This is a genomic window from Microcystis aeruginosa NIES-2549 (assembly GCF_000981785.2).
Lineage (GTDB): Bacteria > Cyanobacteriota > Cyanobacteriia > Cyanobacteriales > Microcystaceae > Microcystis > Microcystis aeruginosa_C.
Genome location: NZ_CP011304.1, coordinates 3,987,307 through 4,001,835, shown reverse-complemented (window position 1 = coordinate 4,001,835; position 14,529 = coordinate 3,987,307). Strand labels below are relative to the sequence as shown.

The 14,529-nt window shown below is 43.8% G+C and carries 15 protein-coding genes; 7 read left to right on the top strand and 8 right to left on the bottom strand.

Annotated elements, in window-relative coordinates; genetic code table 11:
* Positions 1–14: 14 nt before the first annotated feature.
* From coaD to trxA, 3 genes are read right to left on the bottom strand one after another with little or no spacing between them, the layout of a single operon-like run.
* Positions 15–488 (bottom strand): pantetheine-phosphate adenylyltransferase, encoded by a 474-nt coding sequence (gene coaD, locus myaer_RS19640; RefSeq protein ID WP_046663325.1) that lies wholly within the window; start codon positions 486–488, stop codon positions 15–17.
* Positions 485–769 (bottom strand): DUF427 domain-containing protein, encoded by a 285-nt coding sequence (locus myaer_RS19635; protein ID WP_002750041.1) that lies wholly within the window; start codon positions 767–769, stop codon positions 485–487. Before myaer_RS19635 ends, coaD begins: the two co-directional genes overlap by 4 nt.
* Before the next feature lie 33 nt (positions 770–802).
* Complete coding sequence (trxA, locus tag myaer_RS19630; protein WP_046663323.1) at positions 803–1,120, bottom strand: thioredoxin; 318 nt, start codon at positions 1,118–1,120, stop codon at positions 803–805.
* 324 nt (positions 1,121–1,444) lie between these two features.
* Between trxA and map the strand changes: the two genes are divergently transcribed.
* The 5 genes from map (at position 1,445) to myaer_RS19605 (ending at position 6,607) form a co-directional block, all read left to right on the top strand.
* Positions 1,445–2,290 (top strand): type I methionyl aminopeptidase, encoded by an 846-nt coding sequence (gene map, locus myaer_RS19625; RefSeq protein WP_046663322.1) that lies wholly within the window; start codon positions 1,445–1,447, stop codon positions 2,288–2,290.
* A gap of 103 nt (positions 2,291–2,393) precedes the next feature.
* Positions 2,394–2,795, top strand: coding sequence for a universal stress protein (locus tag myaer_RS19620; protein ID WP_046663321.1), 402 nt, complete (start codon positions 2,394–2,396; stop codon positions 2,793–2,795).
* 449 nt (positions 2,796–3,244) lie between these two features.
* On the top strand, positions 3,245–3,469 hold the full coding sequence (locus tag myaer_RS19615) for a DUF2811 domain-containing protein (protein ID WP_002800048.1): 225 nt from the start codon (positions 3,245–3,247) through the stop codon (positions 3,467–3,469).
* Positions 3,470–3,518: 49 nt separating this feature from the next.
* Entirely contained in the window at positions 3,519–4,145 is a 627-nt protein-coding gene (gene pth / locus myaer_RS19610; protein WP_046663320.1) for an aminoacyl-tRNA hydrolase, read from the top strand.
* 134 nt (positions 4,146–4,279) lie between these two features.
* Entirely contained in the window at positions 4,280–6,607 is a 2,328-nt protein-coding gene (locus tag myaer_RS19605; RefSeq protein ID WP_046663318.1) for a VPS10 domain-containing protein, read from the top strand.
* A 120-nt stretch (positions 6,608–6,727) separates the two neighbouring features.
* On the opposite strand, the gene fumC is transcribed toward myaer_RS19605, so the two are convergent.
* Entirely contained in the window at positions 6,728–8,131 is a 1,404-nt protein-coding gene (fumC, locus tag myaer_RS19600; protein WP_046663316.1) for a class II fumarate hydratase, read from the bottom strand.
* A 273-nt stretch (positions 8,132–8,404) separates the two neighbouring features.
* Here fumC and myaer_RS19595 point away from each other — a divergent pair, with 273 nt between their 5' ends.
* The gene (locus myaer_RS19595; RefSeq protein WP_002750032.1) at positions 8,405–8,692 is read left to right on the top strand and encodes a YggT family protein; all 288 of its coding nucleotides are present in this window, start codon (positions 8,405–8,407) and stop codon (positions 8,690–8,692) included.
* Between the two features lie 4 nt (positions 8,693–8,696).
* Here the strand turns inward: myaer_RS19595 and gshA are convergent, their stop codons facing one another.
* Positions 8,697–9,851: a glutamate--cysteine ligase gene (gshA, locus tag myaer_RS19590; protein ID WP_046663313.1), complete on the bottom strand. Its 1,155-nt coding sequence runs from the start codon at positions 9,849–9,851 to the stop codon at positions 8,697–8,699.
* Between the two features lie 39 nt (positions 9,852–9,890).
* Entirely contained in the window at positions 9,891–10,283 is a 393-nt protein-coding gene (locus tag myaer_RS19585; RefSeq protein ID WP_046663312.1) for a pre-16S rRNA-processing nuclease YqgF, read from the bottom strand.
* A gap of 159 nt (positions 10,284–10,442) precedes the next feature.
* Here myaer_RS19585 and myaer_RS19580 point away from each other — a divergent pair, with 159 nt between their 5' ends.
* On the top strand, positions 10,443–11,345 hold the full coding sequence (locus tag myaer_RS19580) for a DMT family transporter (RefSeq protein ID WP_046663311.1): 903 nt from the start codon (positions 10,443–10,445) through the stop codon (positions 11,343–11,345).
* 5 nt (positions 11,346–11,350) lie between these two features.
* Here the strand turns inward: myaer_RS19580 and myaer_RS19575 are convergent, their stop codons facing one another.
* Complete coding sequence (locus tag myaer_RS19575; protein WP_046663310.1) at positions 11,351–12,601, bottom strand: vWA domain-containing protein; 1,251 nt, start codon at positions 12,599–12,601, stop codon at positions 11,351–11,353.
* A gap of 486 nt (positions 12,602–13,087) precedes the next feature.
* Positions 13,088–14,311, bottom strand: coding sequence for an aminotransferase class I/II-fold pyridoxal phosphate-dependent enzyme (locus myaer_RS19570; RefSeq protein WP_046663308.1), 1,224 nt, complete (start codon positions 14,309–14,311; stop codon positions 13,088–13,090).
* Positions 14,312–14,529 lie beyond the last annotated feature (218 nt).

Here is a 14,529-nt window from a genome sequence, read left to right as displayed (position 1 = left end):
TGTATTCTAGTATGTTAACTGTAGTATGAGTAAATATCTCTAGAAACGTTTTCCGGGACTAGATGGCTGACGGAGCCACCGAATTGAGCGATTTCTTTAACCACGCTACTGCTTAAAAAACTATATTCTTTAGTGGTGGCTAAAAAAACCGTTTCGATCCCTTCCCAGAGAGTTTTATTGGTATGGGCCATTTGCAGTTCTTTTTCAAAGTCGGAGAGGACTCGCAACCCCCGCAAAAGTACCTTGGCCCCTCTCAATCTGGCATATTCAACCGTTAATCCTGAAAAACTGTCTATCTCAACGTTTTTCAGGTGTTTTGTACAGTAGCTGATCTGTTCTATGCGTTGTTCGACGCTAAATAAGGGGTTTTTATGGGGATTGCAGAGAACTGCCACGATGACTCGCTCGAATAGTGGCACACTACGTTCGATAATATCTAAATGACCGAGTGTAACTGGATCGAAGCTGCCGGGGTAGATGGCGATCATTTCTCAACCTGCACACCTCGCCAAAAGGCGATATATCCTTTGATATTTTGGGCTTTTGGCTTAGGATCGGGATAATACCAAGCGGCATCTTTATTGTCCTGTCCATCTACCCTGAGAGTATAGTAACTAGCCTCTCCTTTCCAAGAACAAATCGTATGGGTGTTACTGGGTTGAAAATATTCAGCTTTGATGGTATCGGGGGGAAAATAGTAGTTTCCCTCGACAATTTCGCAGTTATCGCTTTCCGCTACCACTGCACCATTCCAAATCGCCTTTGCCATGACACTAACTCCTAGTTCTGGTTCAAAATCATCTTACAACAGAGTTTGTAAATGTTGAACCAGTTGGTTAACCTGCAGCACTCCCTCGATTCGATCGATCGGTTGACCATTTTTAAAGACTACTAAAGTGGGTAAAGCTTGAATACCGTACTTACTGGCTAAATTGGGATATTTGTCTGTATCAATTTTGACAATTTGTAGGCGATTTTTGAAATACATTCCCGTTTGTTCTAGAATCGGAGCCATCATTTGACAAGGACCACACCAAGTGGCATAGAAATCCACTAACACGGGAAGATTAGTGGTTTGCAACAGTTCCTCAAAACTGGAAAACTCTTTTTTGACTGCCATAAATTGTCACCTCGCCAGAAAAATAGCCTTTTTCCTACTATAGCTTTTCTAGATGTTCCTGAGACCTCCTGCAAAAGTAAGTTCTCGAGGTGCTATCGGCTCAAAATATCTTAAAAATCAGATAAATTTGCGATAATCTTCGGTTTTATGCCTATAATAATTGTCTCTTGTCTTTTTTATCCTCATCTCCCTACTACCACACTCCCTTCTCCCCACTCCTATGTCCTGTCTCCTCAGCTAAGGGAAGATTTTTGATTTCTCTAGAGTGGTCATCGATCGCTGGGAAAATGCTAAGTTAAGTAAAGACTCGACAGCCAACTTTCCATGAATATCCTAACCAAGCTGCTTTTTCCCGAAACTAAAACTCCAGAGCAAATAGGTTCGCCGCGAGTACAGAAAAGCCGCCGGGGAATCGAAACCAAATCCGCCGCAGAAATCGTTATTATGCGACAAGCGGGTAAAATTGCCGCCACAGTCCTCAAGGAAATTGCCGAGATCGCTCAACCCGGGATGACAACGGCGGATCTGGATGCCTATGCGGAAAAACGTATCCGCGCAATGGGTGCTACTCCCAGTTTTAAAGGTTATTATGGCTTTCCTGCCTCGATTTGTGCCTCCGTTGATAACGAAGTCGTTCACGGTATCCCTAGCCCGAAAAAACGCCTCAAAGCCGGTTCTGTGTTAAAGGTAGATACGGGGGCCTACTACCAAGGTTATCATGGGGATTCCTGTATCACGATCGCTATCGGTTCCGTCTCTCCCAAAGCCGAAAAATTAATCCGCGTGGCGGAAGAAGCTTTATATAAAGGCATAAATCAGGTAAAAGCCGGCAATTATCTGCTCGATATCGCAGGAGCGATCGAAGATCACGTTCAAGCTAACGGTTTTCAAGTGGTAGAAGATTTTACCGGTCATGGAGTCGGCAGAAATCTCCACGAAGAACCCTCGGTATTTAATTTTCGCACTAATGAGTTACCCAATGTCAAGCTCCGCGCCGGGATGACTCTAGCCATTGAACCAATTGTCAACGCGGGATCTAAACATACCAGAACTTTGCGCGATCGTTGGACGGTGGTGACGATGGATAATGCTCTCTCGGCTCAGTTTGAACATACTGTCTTAGTAACCGCCACGGGTTACGAAATCTTAACCGATCGTAATAACCGATAAAATTGTTTATCTAGGCTTATTATCCTTAGATAATGGCACGATAAAAGATTTTTTGCCCTGGGATCTTAATTGGAAGTTTATTTAGCGGCAGGATTTAGTCAAAATGTTTAAAAATATTGTTGTTGCCTTAGATTGTGGGGAATCATCCCATCGAGTCCTCCATGCTTTGAATTCCCTTTCTCTGACGGCAAATTCTCGCGTCATACTCACCCATATCCTCGGCAAGGAGGGAGATGAATCGCCAGTTGATCGTCCTCACCCCTCCCGTGAGATCATTGAAGATCAATTGCGCGGCTATCAATCCCAGATTGCTGCTCCCAGTGAAATCGAGGTCATCTTTGGTGATCCGGCGGAGGAAATTATTCGTTTAGCTAATATATATCATGCCGATCTGATCGTGATCGGTAGCCGGGGATTAACGGGAGTTCAACGGGTGATCGAAGATTCTGTGAGTAGTCTCGTGGTGGCAGAAGCTACCTGTTCAGTATTGGTGGTAAAAGCATAGCAGCCAGCACTCAGCTAGAAAAGGTACTCTGGCAAGAGTGCCTATTTCAAAGATGAAAATTAATTTGGCACCACTACTGATTAAAATTTGCAAATCTTATTTTTCCCCAATGTTTTCCCCCATACATTCCCCAGTATTTCCCCACTCAATCTTAAGTTTTCCACAGTTTACCCAGACTTTTCCACAGGCAACAGCGATAGAATCGGCACTTGCTTCGAGAAAAAATTAATCTTGATTGTCAAAATCCCCATCGATAGATACTGAGTTACTGTTAAGTTAAGTAAATAAAATCTAGCTCTAACCCTTATTCCCTCGTAAATATTAAGTTTTTCTAAAGCATTCCTTTACATCTGGTAATATTGCAACTCCCCCCAACTTGGCTCACAATAGTCCTTACTGTCCACTGCACCAGTCAGGGATTTCCCCACTTCCGATCAGAGGTAAACGATATGAATACATCAGTCAGTATCTTGGCAGAAATCCCCGAAATCCTCCACCAATCCCTACAACAATACCTAGAAACTCACCCCGGTTGGGATCAAGATGGTGTGTTTACGGCGGCTCTTTCATTTTTTCTGCTTAATTGTCAATCCTCCGAAAGGATGAATTTTGAGGAGCAAAATAGCTGTGCCAAGGTTTATCTGGAAACTTTGTTCCAGCGCTCGGAGTGCTAATTCGGTGATAATGAGAGTCGGGTCATTGTTAAAAGCCCGATTTTCCCCTATGAATTCCGATAAAACCCCCAATTTAATCATTCCTCGGCTAATTATCGGTTTGGGCAATCCCGAACCCAAATATGATCGCACCCGTCATAATATCGGTTTTGAAGCTGTGGACTCATTAGCGCGGGATTGGGGGCTATCTTGGCAGGAAAACAAGCGATTTCAAGGTTTTATCGCCGAGGGTGACGGTCCTCTCCCGGGCAAAATTCGTCTTTTGAAACCCCAAACCTATATGAATCGCTCCGGGCAATCGGTGCGCTCGGTGCTGGACTGGTATAAACTAGCACCAGAGTCGATTTTAGTCATTTACGATGATATGGATCTACCCCTAGGCCGGTTGAGAATCCGTCTATCGGGATCGGCGGGCGGACACAACGGTATTAAATCGATGATTGCCCACGTTGGCACGGAAAAATTCGCTCGTTTACGCATAGGAATCGGTAAATCAACCGAAAAAGCGACTATTTCCCATGTTTTAGGCCGATTCACCCCCCAAGAAAACGAAGTAATCTTGAAAGTGTTAGACTTGTCCAGAAAAGCGATCGAACTTGGTCTCAAACAAGGGTTACAAAAGGCAATGAGTCTCTACAATAATCAAAGTGTAGAGATTGGTTCTAATCTATGCTGATAGCAAATAAGCCCGATTTTAGTAATGGTTATAATCGCTATTTTTGTCTATACTCTTACAGAACCCTTGCTTAAATTTTGATCGCCCTTTGCTAGATTAGGGCAATTTTTATCCTCGATATTAGCAGTTTAACTATGATTAATCGCCAAAGTTTGCTGAGATTCGCCCACAAGTTTAATCTCATTTTATTGATAATTGCTACAGTTTTTTGTCTTTGGAGTAATCCCGTTTTTGCCCATCGTCCCCATGATGTGATTAGTCAAGTAGAAGTTTCTCCCGATTTCCAGACAGATAATACAGTATATATATTGGTGCGAAATAACTTTTATAAATCTAGCGACGGAGGTAGCAACTGGAAAAGATTAATTCAAGGTTTAGATTATACGGGGGAATTAAGTTCCCTGTCCCTATCTCCCCTCAATAAAAATATTCTCTATTTAGCTTCAAGATCTAATGGTATTTATAAAAGTGAAGATGCGGGGGAATCTTGGCAGAAAGTTAATCAGGGTTTAGAAACTAACTTTATTAACTTCCTAGAAATTGCCCCTTCCGATCCCAATATAGTAGCGGCAGTGGGATTAGAAAAAGGGGTTTATTTAACCGAAGATGGCGGTAAAAATTGGTCAAATATTTTCCCCACCACGGCACTGATAACCTCTCTAGCTATTACCCCCAACAATCCGGGGCGAATTTTTTTCGGGGATGAAGAAGGTAAATTATACAGTTCCTCCGATGGGGGTAAAACTTGGCAGAATCTACCCTTACCTGCTAATGTGGGGGCAGTGGATACAATTGCTTTTTCTCCTAATCTAGACAGGGATAAAACCTTTTTTGTCGGTACAAAAGAAGCAGGTATTTTTAAAACCGTTGATGATGGTAAAACCTTCCAAGCTGTTAACGAAGGAATTAAGGATAAAATCATCGAAGACATTGTTATTTCTCCCGACTATGCCCGAAATTCCACCCTTTATGTCATCACTTGGTATGACGGAATGTATGTTTCGCAAGATGGGGGGAAAACTTGGACAAAAATGAGCGAGGGTTTAACCAAAGATCAACAGGCTGATGATTATAAAGTTCCCCATTTTATGGATTTAAAAATAGTTCAAGATACGATGTTTTTGGGGGGATTTAATGGCTTATTTAAAACCACAGATAGCGGCAAACAATGGCAGGAAATAGCAACTTTAGCCCGGGGAACAGTTATCGCTATGGCGGTTTCCCCCAATTATGCCGAGGATGCCACTGTCGTCATTGCTAATTATGTAGGCAATATCTTCATCAGTCGCGATAGAGGGGAAACTTGGACACCAATTAATCGCGGTTTAGAGGTTTATCGACTTGGTAAAGATCCCGAAGAATCAGGACAGGATCCCCGGCGTTTCTTTGACATTGCCTTTTCTCCTAACTATGGAGAAGATAGAACTATTTTTGCTGGGTTTTTACGCAATAGATTTGCCAAATCCGCTAACGGTGGTGATTTATGGAAAATTATCGAAATTGATGAAGGAGTCCGCGGTCCGAGAATAGTTCCTTCTCCAGATTTTGCCAAGGATAAAACTCTTTTTCTCACCAATCAGCAGGGTAGAATATTTCGTTCTACTGATGGAGGAAATACGGTTAAAAATATTAGTGAAGTGGGCAGAATTTCTGGTAATTATGCCCCTGCTATGGTAGCTTCCCCCGATTTTGCTAAGGATAAAACTTTGTTTGTCACGGGAAAAGAGGGTATTTATCAAAGTGTCGATGGTGGACTAACTTGGAAAAATGTCAGCCAAGGAACCCCCCTATCAAAAAGCTCTAATGTGCAGTTGGCAATGTCTCCCAATTATCCCAGCGATGGAACTATTTTTGCTGGGACAATTTCTGGTTTGTTTGTCACCAAAGATGGGGCTAAAAGTTGGACAAAGTTAGAGAAACCGGGGTTTAATCCGCAAGCATCAGTAGAAACCATTGCTATCTCTCCTGATTATGCTAATGATCCCACGGTAATAGTTAGTTTACAGGGAGATGGATTGTTTAAATCTACCGATGGCGGAGAAACTTTTAAATCAATTGGTGATCCTAAAATACCCCTAGTGAAAATTCATAGTATCCCTTCCTCTGGGATCTCCGTCCAGTTTTCTCCTAATTACGCCCAAGATCAAACTTTATTCGGTTTTGGTGGCGCTCAAACTACAGTTTTTCGTTCCACCGATGGGGGGGAAACTTGGACAAGTGTAACTATTCCTCCTCACGCGGAAGAAAATACACCCCGCTATAAAATTGGTGAGTTTTTCTCCGGTCCCCTCGGCACAATCTGGCGCTTAGTTATACCGATTCTCCTGGCAATCGTCGCTTATTTTCTGGTGGGTTTCCTACAACTGGAGAAAGTTATTAATCTTCCTAAATCCTTCTTCCGCATGGCAGGAGCATTTATGGTTTTTCTCTTTGTTTTCTTCTCTATCATTAGCCAAGTTTAGCGGAAATTTTTGCTGGCGGGGCTTGACAAATCCCGCCGCTTGCCTTATACTTATATATATAATGGGAATCCGTGCCTGCCTGCGACCTCTGATTTTTACGGTAGTCAACCCCTCAGAGAATTAACCATCGGCAACGTAGGGATTAACCATCTTAGCGGGGTCAACAATGCGATCAAAATCCGCTTCCTCGATGTATCCTAGTTGCAAGGCTGCCACTTTCAGAGTTAAATCTTTTTCTAGGGCATAATGAGCGACGTAGGCAGCCTTTTGGTAGCCAATCACGGGACTTAAGGCAGTCACCAGCATCAAGGACTGATTTAAAAAAGTCTCAATTTGTTTTTGATTAGCAGTCATCCCCTGAACCAAAAACTGACAGAAATTAGCGCAACCATCCGTGAGCAGCCGGATAGACTGCATAAGATTATGAATCAACAGCGGTTTATAGACATTCATTTCCAGATGTCCTCCGGCGCCTCCCATCGTCACCGCTAAATCATTAGCCATCACCTGCACCGCTATCATCGATAAAGCTTCGCATTGGGTGGGATTAACTTTCCCCGGCATAATTGAAGAACCCGGTTCATTTTCCGGCAGCTGTAATTCTCCTAATCCACAACGGGGACCACAGCTAAGTAAACGGATATCATTAGCAATTTTATAGAGGGAACTAGCGATAGTTTTCAGTCCCCCGCTCAAGAAAACTAGAGCATCGTGGGAACCTTGCACGGTAAACTTATTAGGAGCCGTAATAAAGGGTAATTTGGTCAGATTAGCGATTTCGGCAGCCACATCTCGATCAAAATCTGGGGGAGCATTAATTCCCGTACCCACTGCTGTTCCTCCCAAGGATAAACGATAGACTTTTTCTAGACATTTTTCTAGCCAATCGCTGCCATCATCCAATAAACCCACATAACCGGAGAATTCTTGTCCGAGGGTTAAAGGGGTGGCATCCTGTAGGTGAGTGCGACCAATTTTAACTATATTTGCCCATAATTGCGCCTTTTCATCGAGACTATTCCGTAATAGTTGCAGACTGGGAATTAATTTTTCCTTGACTGCCAAGGCAACGGCAATATACATGGCCGAGGGAAAGGAATCATTAGTCGATTGGGACATATTAACATGATCGTTGGGGTCAACCGGGGTTTTGCTCCCCAAAGGATTCCCCGTCAGTTGACTACAACGATTGGAGATGACTTCGTTGATGTTCATGTTAAATTGAGTGCCACTTCCCGTCATCCAAACGTAGAGGGGAAAGTTATCTGCGTGTTGTCCGGCTAAAATTTCATCGCAGACTTGACAGATTAGGTTTTTTCTCTCCTGACTGAGACGATTTTTTTGCTGATTGACAATTGCACAGGCTTTTTTGAGAATGGCATAGGACCGGATCATCTCCCGGGGCATGAGATTATCACCGATACTAAAGTATTGTAGGGATCTTTGGGTCTGCGCTCCCCAAAGTTTATCGGCAGGTACGGGAATTTCTCCCATGCTGTCTTTCTCGATGCGAAATTCTGTCATCTTTAAGTTACTTCTGAGGTCAGCAAAAGATGGTCGTTATCTGGCCTGAAAAGAGGGGGGTTACAGGGCGACACGGATTCCCACTATAAGAAAATTATAAGTCAAGTCTGGCTAGTTTGTCAAGCCCTATTGGGACTTTTTCTGGCGGCATTTTTACCCGGGAGGTTGACAAGAACAGCTGTCAGGGTGCTGGGGCGATTAGGATGATTAAATGAGACAAAAACTGTTATATTTTAGGGAAGATAATCGGTAAAAAAGAAGGGATTGGAGACTATGGACACAGCGATCGCATTAAGTTGGACATTGGGAATTATCTTAGGGTTGATGACCCTTTTGTTTATCTTAAGGATCGTGCTGACTTGGAATCCACAGGTAGATTTAAATAGCTTTCCCTTTAATATTATTGCCTGGCCAACAGAACCTTTTTTAATCCCCGTGCGTAAACTGATACCACCCTTGGGAGGAGTTGACATTTCTCCGATTATTTGGGTGGGAATTTGTACGCTGCTGCGGGAAATTCTTCTCGGTCAACAGGGTTTAATTACCATGGCCTTAAAATAATTATTTAAGCAACTAAAATATGCTGACATAATTTATGTTCTAACTCTCGTTCCTGTTTTTCTAGGGTAAGAATCGCCTGTGTGATAATACTTTTAACATCCATACCCTGGTCGTATTGTTTTAACCATTGTTGTGCAGTGTTACCCTCGCGGAGGATTTTTTGTAGGGGAGAGAGGAAACAACTAAAACCCCTTTCTTTAGCGATCGGATAAACTTGAACATAGAGATCTTTAATCCAATCCCTAGCTAAGATTTCTCGACCATCGTACCAATGTCTCAGGGTGGCATCAAGACTAAAACGCGCGGCAGCCTGTTCGTTTTCTTGGGTTAAAGTTAATAAATCCTCCCTGCGATTGCTGCTGGGTAATTGACTTAAAATTAAGGGGTCTAATTGGGGATCCTGTAAAAGTTGAGTTAAACGGGCCTCTAAAAAAGCCATAACTGCTAATAAACTAATAGGATCAGTAATCAGGTCACAAATTCGCAATTCTAGACGATTGAGATTATAGGGACGATTGCTCCCGTTAGGACGTACCGACACCCAGAGATGGCGAACATTCTGCATCGTACCGAGTTTTAATTGTTCCTCAGTCCAAGTGACAAAATGTTTATGACTTTCAAAGAGGGGAACAGAAGCGGGAGTTTGGGGGAAAACTTGCCAACGACGGGAATGGGAACCGGTGATTTTACCATCGAGAAAAGGAGAGGAAGCGCTTAAAGCCAAGTATAAAGGAGCTTCTAGGCGAATTAAGCGACAGGCACGCATTAAATCCTCATAATCGCTAATACCGACGTTAATATGAATACTGGCCGTGACTACATTAGTGCCGTAGGTCTGTTCGATATAGTCATGATAGGGATTGTCGGGATCACTGCGATAAAAATGTTGACTATCGCCCAAGGAGAGGGTACTGCCGGGGATGAGGGTATAATCGCCTAAACGACGCAAATATTGCCGTAGAGCCAGACGAGGTTTTAAAGTAGCGCATAAAAGACGGTCATAGTTAGTCATGGGAGCCGTAGTATATTCTACGTTACGACTATCCGGTTCCCGGACAAAACCATCTAGATCCTTGACAATGCGATCGGATAAACCGATAACTTCTCCGGCTGCCGTTCCGGTGTACATTTCCACTTCAAAACCTTTACTTAGGAGCATCGTCAATTCACCCTGCTGTGTCTATTTTGTAGTGTGACATTATTTGGACTGTAAATGACGTTCAATCAGCAGAATCGCTACTATATCATCAATAGGGCGATCGGGAAGACGCATCCCCTGGGGGATGAGTTTCTGTAATCCTTTGGGGGGGAACATTTGCCAATAGCGATCGCGAGCTTCTAGGGTACTATTGCGTTCATCTACTAGAGTAATCGGGATGGTGAGACGAGCGGCAATTTTTTCGCGCCAACTTTTCGAGGTGGTTTGATTCCCCATCACCAGTAATTCGATCGGATATTGTTGACAGAGACTGGCTAAACACTCGATCGCTTGTGACGATGCTATCACCTCATGGGTATAAATTTTCCCCGTCGATGACCTGACGGCGATCCCACATTTATCCTTACCCGGATCAAAACCGAGAATACACATAGTTTTTATCTTCTGCAGCAGTGGTCGGTTTTATTAAATCACTAAATTAGCGACTGTCTTGATTGTCAAGGGTGTGGCGTGTGGGAAATGGGGATAATAAATAAAAATAGTCTCGGAGTCTCGGAGTCTCCTGAATACTGTCTCCTGACAAATATGATAATGCCCAACGGATTTAGTTTCGGTGAAAATTTAACGGGAGAGATAGCGGCTTTGAGTGCGGCGGCGCTTTGGGCGATTTCTGCGGCGATTTATAGCCTATTAGGCCAGAAAATCCCGCCTTTATTGCTTAATTTTCTGAAAGGAGTAGTCGCGATCGCTTTAATTGCCCTGACGCTGCCCCTTTCCGGACAATGGCGCGGTATTAATCAACAAAGTTCGGTATTTATACTCTTGACAAGTGGCGCAATTGGTATAGGAATCGGTGACACGGCCTATTTTACCGCCCTCAATTATTTGGGACCGCGAAAAACCCTCCTGTTAGAAACCCTTTCGCCTCCCTTGGGAGCAATTCTAGCGGCGACTTTTTTGGGGGAATCCCTGAAAATATCGGCTTATATTGGCATTATTTTGACCATCTTCGGGGTTGCTTGGGTTATTTCCGAAAAAACTCCCGAAATCAATAGTCAACGTCCTTGGCGGCGAGGAATTGCCTGGGCTTTAATCGCTGCGATTTCCCAAGCGGTGGGGGCGGTTTTATCTCGTCAGGCACTGGTGGAGTCGGGAATGTCGTCTTTGCAGAGTACCCTTTTTCGTCTGTTAGCGGGGACGGGAATAGTGTTAATTATGATGTTTTTTCGCCGTCAGGAATCATCGCCAGCGATTAACTGGTCATTGCGTCTGATTGCTATTATTATTGTCACCGCTTTCGGCAGTACGTTTTTAGGGATATGGTTACAGCAAACTGCTTTAAAATTCTCTCCTGTGGGTATTGCCCAAACTCTCACCGCTACCAGTCCTTTATTTGTCTTACCGATAGCAGCCATGATGGGGGATCGGATTAACTTGCGGGCGATTTTCGGGGTGATTATCGCTTTGCTAGGAATTGGGATTTTGTTTCAATAAGTAGTTTATTCATCGGTTTGTAGTCTTGTTTTAGCAATAATGCGGGTTTTCTTTAAATCTCCCTCGCTCAATTCTTCTCCCACCTGTAGACGGGTGGCATTAGTTTGGAGGACAGTGGCGGCATTTTTTTCTCCCAATTGTAGGGCTGTTTTGGCCGCGGTTTGTAGCATGGTGGCGGCGGCCGCTCGATCGCCCTGTTTTAATTTTTCTTCAGCGATTTGGGTTTGACGATATTTGGCTAAAGTCAGAATCGATTTCTGAACTTGATCGTTTAATTGGGATTGATAGAGAGCTTGGGAGGTGATATCAAGGCTAACAGTCGCAGTTTCTAGCCCTTTTTGACCGGAAGCGGGATCATCGTAGCGAATCTTTACCTTAGCTATGGTGTGAGTACCAGGGGGAATTTGGTCAATATAGAGATTGAGGAGGAGAATTTTTTCTTCATCTATCATTAAATCCCCTAAACGGGTGATGTAAAAATTACCCTCTTTTTGTAGGCTCATTTCTATGGTTTCTGGGGCAACTTGGGCAATGGGTTTTAACTCCGCTAAATGAGTCTGGGCATCTAATTCTAATTGCAGGAAAGCGTTAGTTAACCGGACAGATTGCAGACGGTTAAATAAACGAGTAAATTCAATTAAAGCTTGTTCGGGTCTTTCGATATAGGATAAACTTCCGCCAGCGATATCGGCAATTTTTTCTAGGATATCTTGATTCCAATGATCGCCAAAACCGAAGGTATTTAAGGTGATACCGTACTCGGCCGCCACTGCGGATAATTTTAAACAGCGTTGATTATTTCCGTGTTCATTTTCACCATCGGTAAGCAGAAAAATATGAGACACATAACCTTTGCTGCCGGTAGAACTTTCTTGAATACCTAATTTTATCCCTTCATCAATCGCCGTGCCTCCTCCCGCTTGTAATCGTTGAATTTTTGAGCGAATTAAGGTCAGATCATCCTGTCGCGATTGGGAGGGAAGAATAACTTTGGCGCGATGATCGAAAGCTATCACCGAGAGACGATCATTAACACCGAGGGATTCTATTAAACTTAAGGCCGCTTTTTTGACCGTTTCTAGGGGTTTTCCCTGCATAGAACCGCTATGATCGAGAACTAAACAAAGATTAATCGGTAAATTTGTGTTGATCTGTTCACTGGTGGCGGCGATCGATAGCATCAGTTGACGTTGACTGCTGCTTTGATTAGCATCGATATGACTGTCACTCAAGGCCGATTTTAGAGTTACCCGCATAAGAGCTTTTATCGTGGTCGTTGATATTTATATTGTAATGAGTATAGTTAGATTTGTGGTTATTTTCCCGTCCGGCATCGAGTTAAACAAGTTCGAGAAGTGGCTGCATCTCATTTTTGTCAATCTACATTGATCTTAAAAATTAGGAATTACCCAAAAAAAGAGCCTAAATCAATCAATAAGTCCTTAACAAAAATAAAAAAGGAATAAATACGACTCTCTTATTCTTTGTGTGATAAGTTTAACTTATATAGGAGCGACCGATCTTTGTGTCCTTTGTGTCTTTGTGGTTCGTGCCACTCGCTCGCCAGCAGAATTATATCTCAAGAATACATTTTACCCACCAAACCCAAGAGAGCCTAAATACTAATGTTGAAAGCCTCTATTAATGGCACTTTTGCTCCTTGACTGTTCCCTTTTTGTTAACCACAAAGACAGGAAGTTAGGACTTTAACTAAGGGAGAGAAGGAAAGTGAGAGGACCCGTTTAAGATAAAGCGGCGATCGCTTGTTCTAGGGCCAGGGAAATATGAGTCCAATGGGTTCCCCCCTGACAAAAAACGATATAGGGTTCCCGTAGGGGTCCATCGGCGGAGAATTCCGAGGTGCTGCCATCGATAAAAGTGCCACCAGCCATCACTACTTGGCTCTCATAGCCCGGCATTTGGGCAGGAATGGGATCCAAGTAGGAACCGATGGGAGAATAGGCTTGAATGGCTTTACAGAAGGCGATCAGCTTATCGGGGGAACCGAGTTTAATCGCTTGAATAATATCGCGTCGAGGCACAAAAGGAGCAGGATTGACCGGATAACCCAACTTATCGCCCACATAGGCAATTAAATGACTGCCTTTCATCGCTTCTCCCACCATTTGCGGCGCTAGAAACAATCCCTGATAAAGAAGACGATTTTGGTCAAAAGTTGCCCCTCCCTCGCTACCGATTCCAGGTGCTGTCAGACGATAGCAGGCCATTTCCACTAATTCCGCTTTACCTGCTATGTATCCCCCAGCCGTGACAATTGTACCTCCGGGGTTTTTAATTAGAGAACCGGCCATCAGATCTGCCCCCACATCGGTGGGTTCTTGGGTGTTGATAAATTCCCCATAGCAATTATCGACAAAACAGACCGTATTCGGGTTTTGTTGTTTAACTATACGGACAATTCTCTCGATTTCGTCAATAGACAAACTCGATCGCCAGGAATAACCGCAGGATCTTTGAATATGTACTAAACGGGTTTGGGGTTTCACTGCCGTTGCCAAGGACAACCAATCGATCGCACCAGTAGAATCTAGCTCTAATTGCCGATAACTAACGCCAAAATCTTTTAAAGAGCCTTGACCACTGCCCCTAATCCCGATTACTTCCTCTAGGGTATCGTAGGGCGCACCCGCTACCGCTAACATCTCATCCCCCGGTCGAAGAACCCCATACAAGGCACAGGCGATCGCATGGGTTCCTGAAACAAATTGTACTCGCACCGCTGCCTTTTCGGCCCCCAGGGCTTGGGCGAACACTTGATCTAAAGTATCCCGTCCCAAGTCATCATGACCATAACCGCTAACACTAGCAAAATGATGCACCCCGACGCGGTTTGCACGGAAAGCAGCGAGGACTTGACGGAGATTTTCCTTGACCTGTGCGTCAATTTCCGAAAAGATGGGGAGTAGGGCCTTTTCTGCCCTGTGGAGTAGAGAGGGGATATCCATCAAACAATAGACTGTGATCTGTATTGCATTTACCTTAAATGTCGGCTTGGAGAAACCCTCGGTTTTACCTCGGAGATGAAAAGCCGACCAATATAGAACAGCACTTCGACAGGCTCAGTGTCCACATTTCGACACATTTCGACACATTTCGACAGGCTCAATGTCAAGGCTCAGTGACACGAAGCACAACTCTAAACAGTTGTGTTAAAATCCAAGAG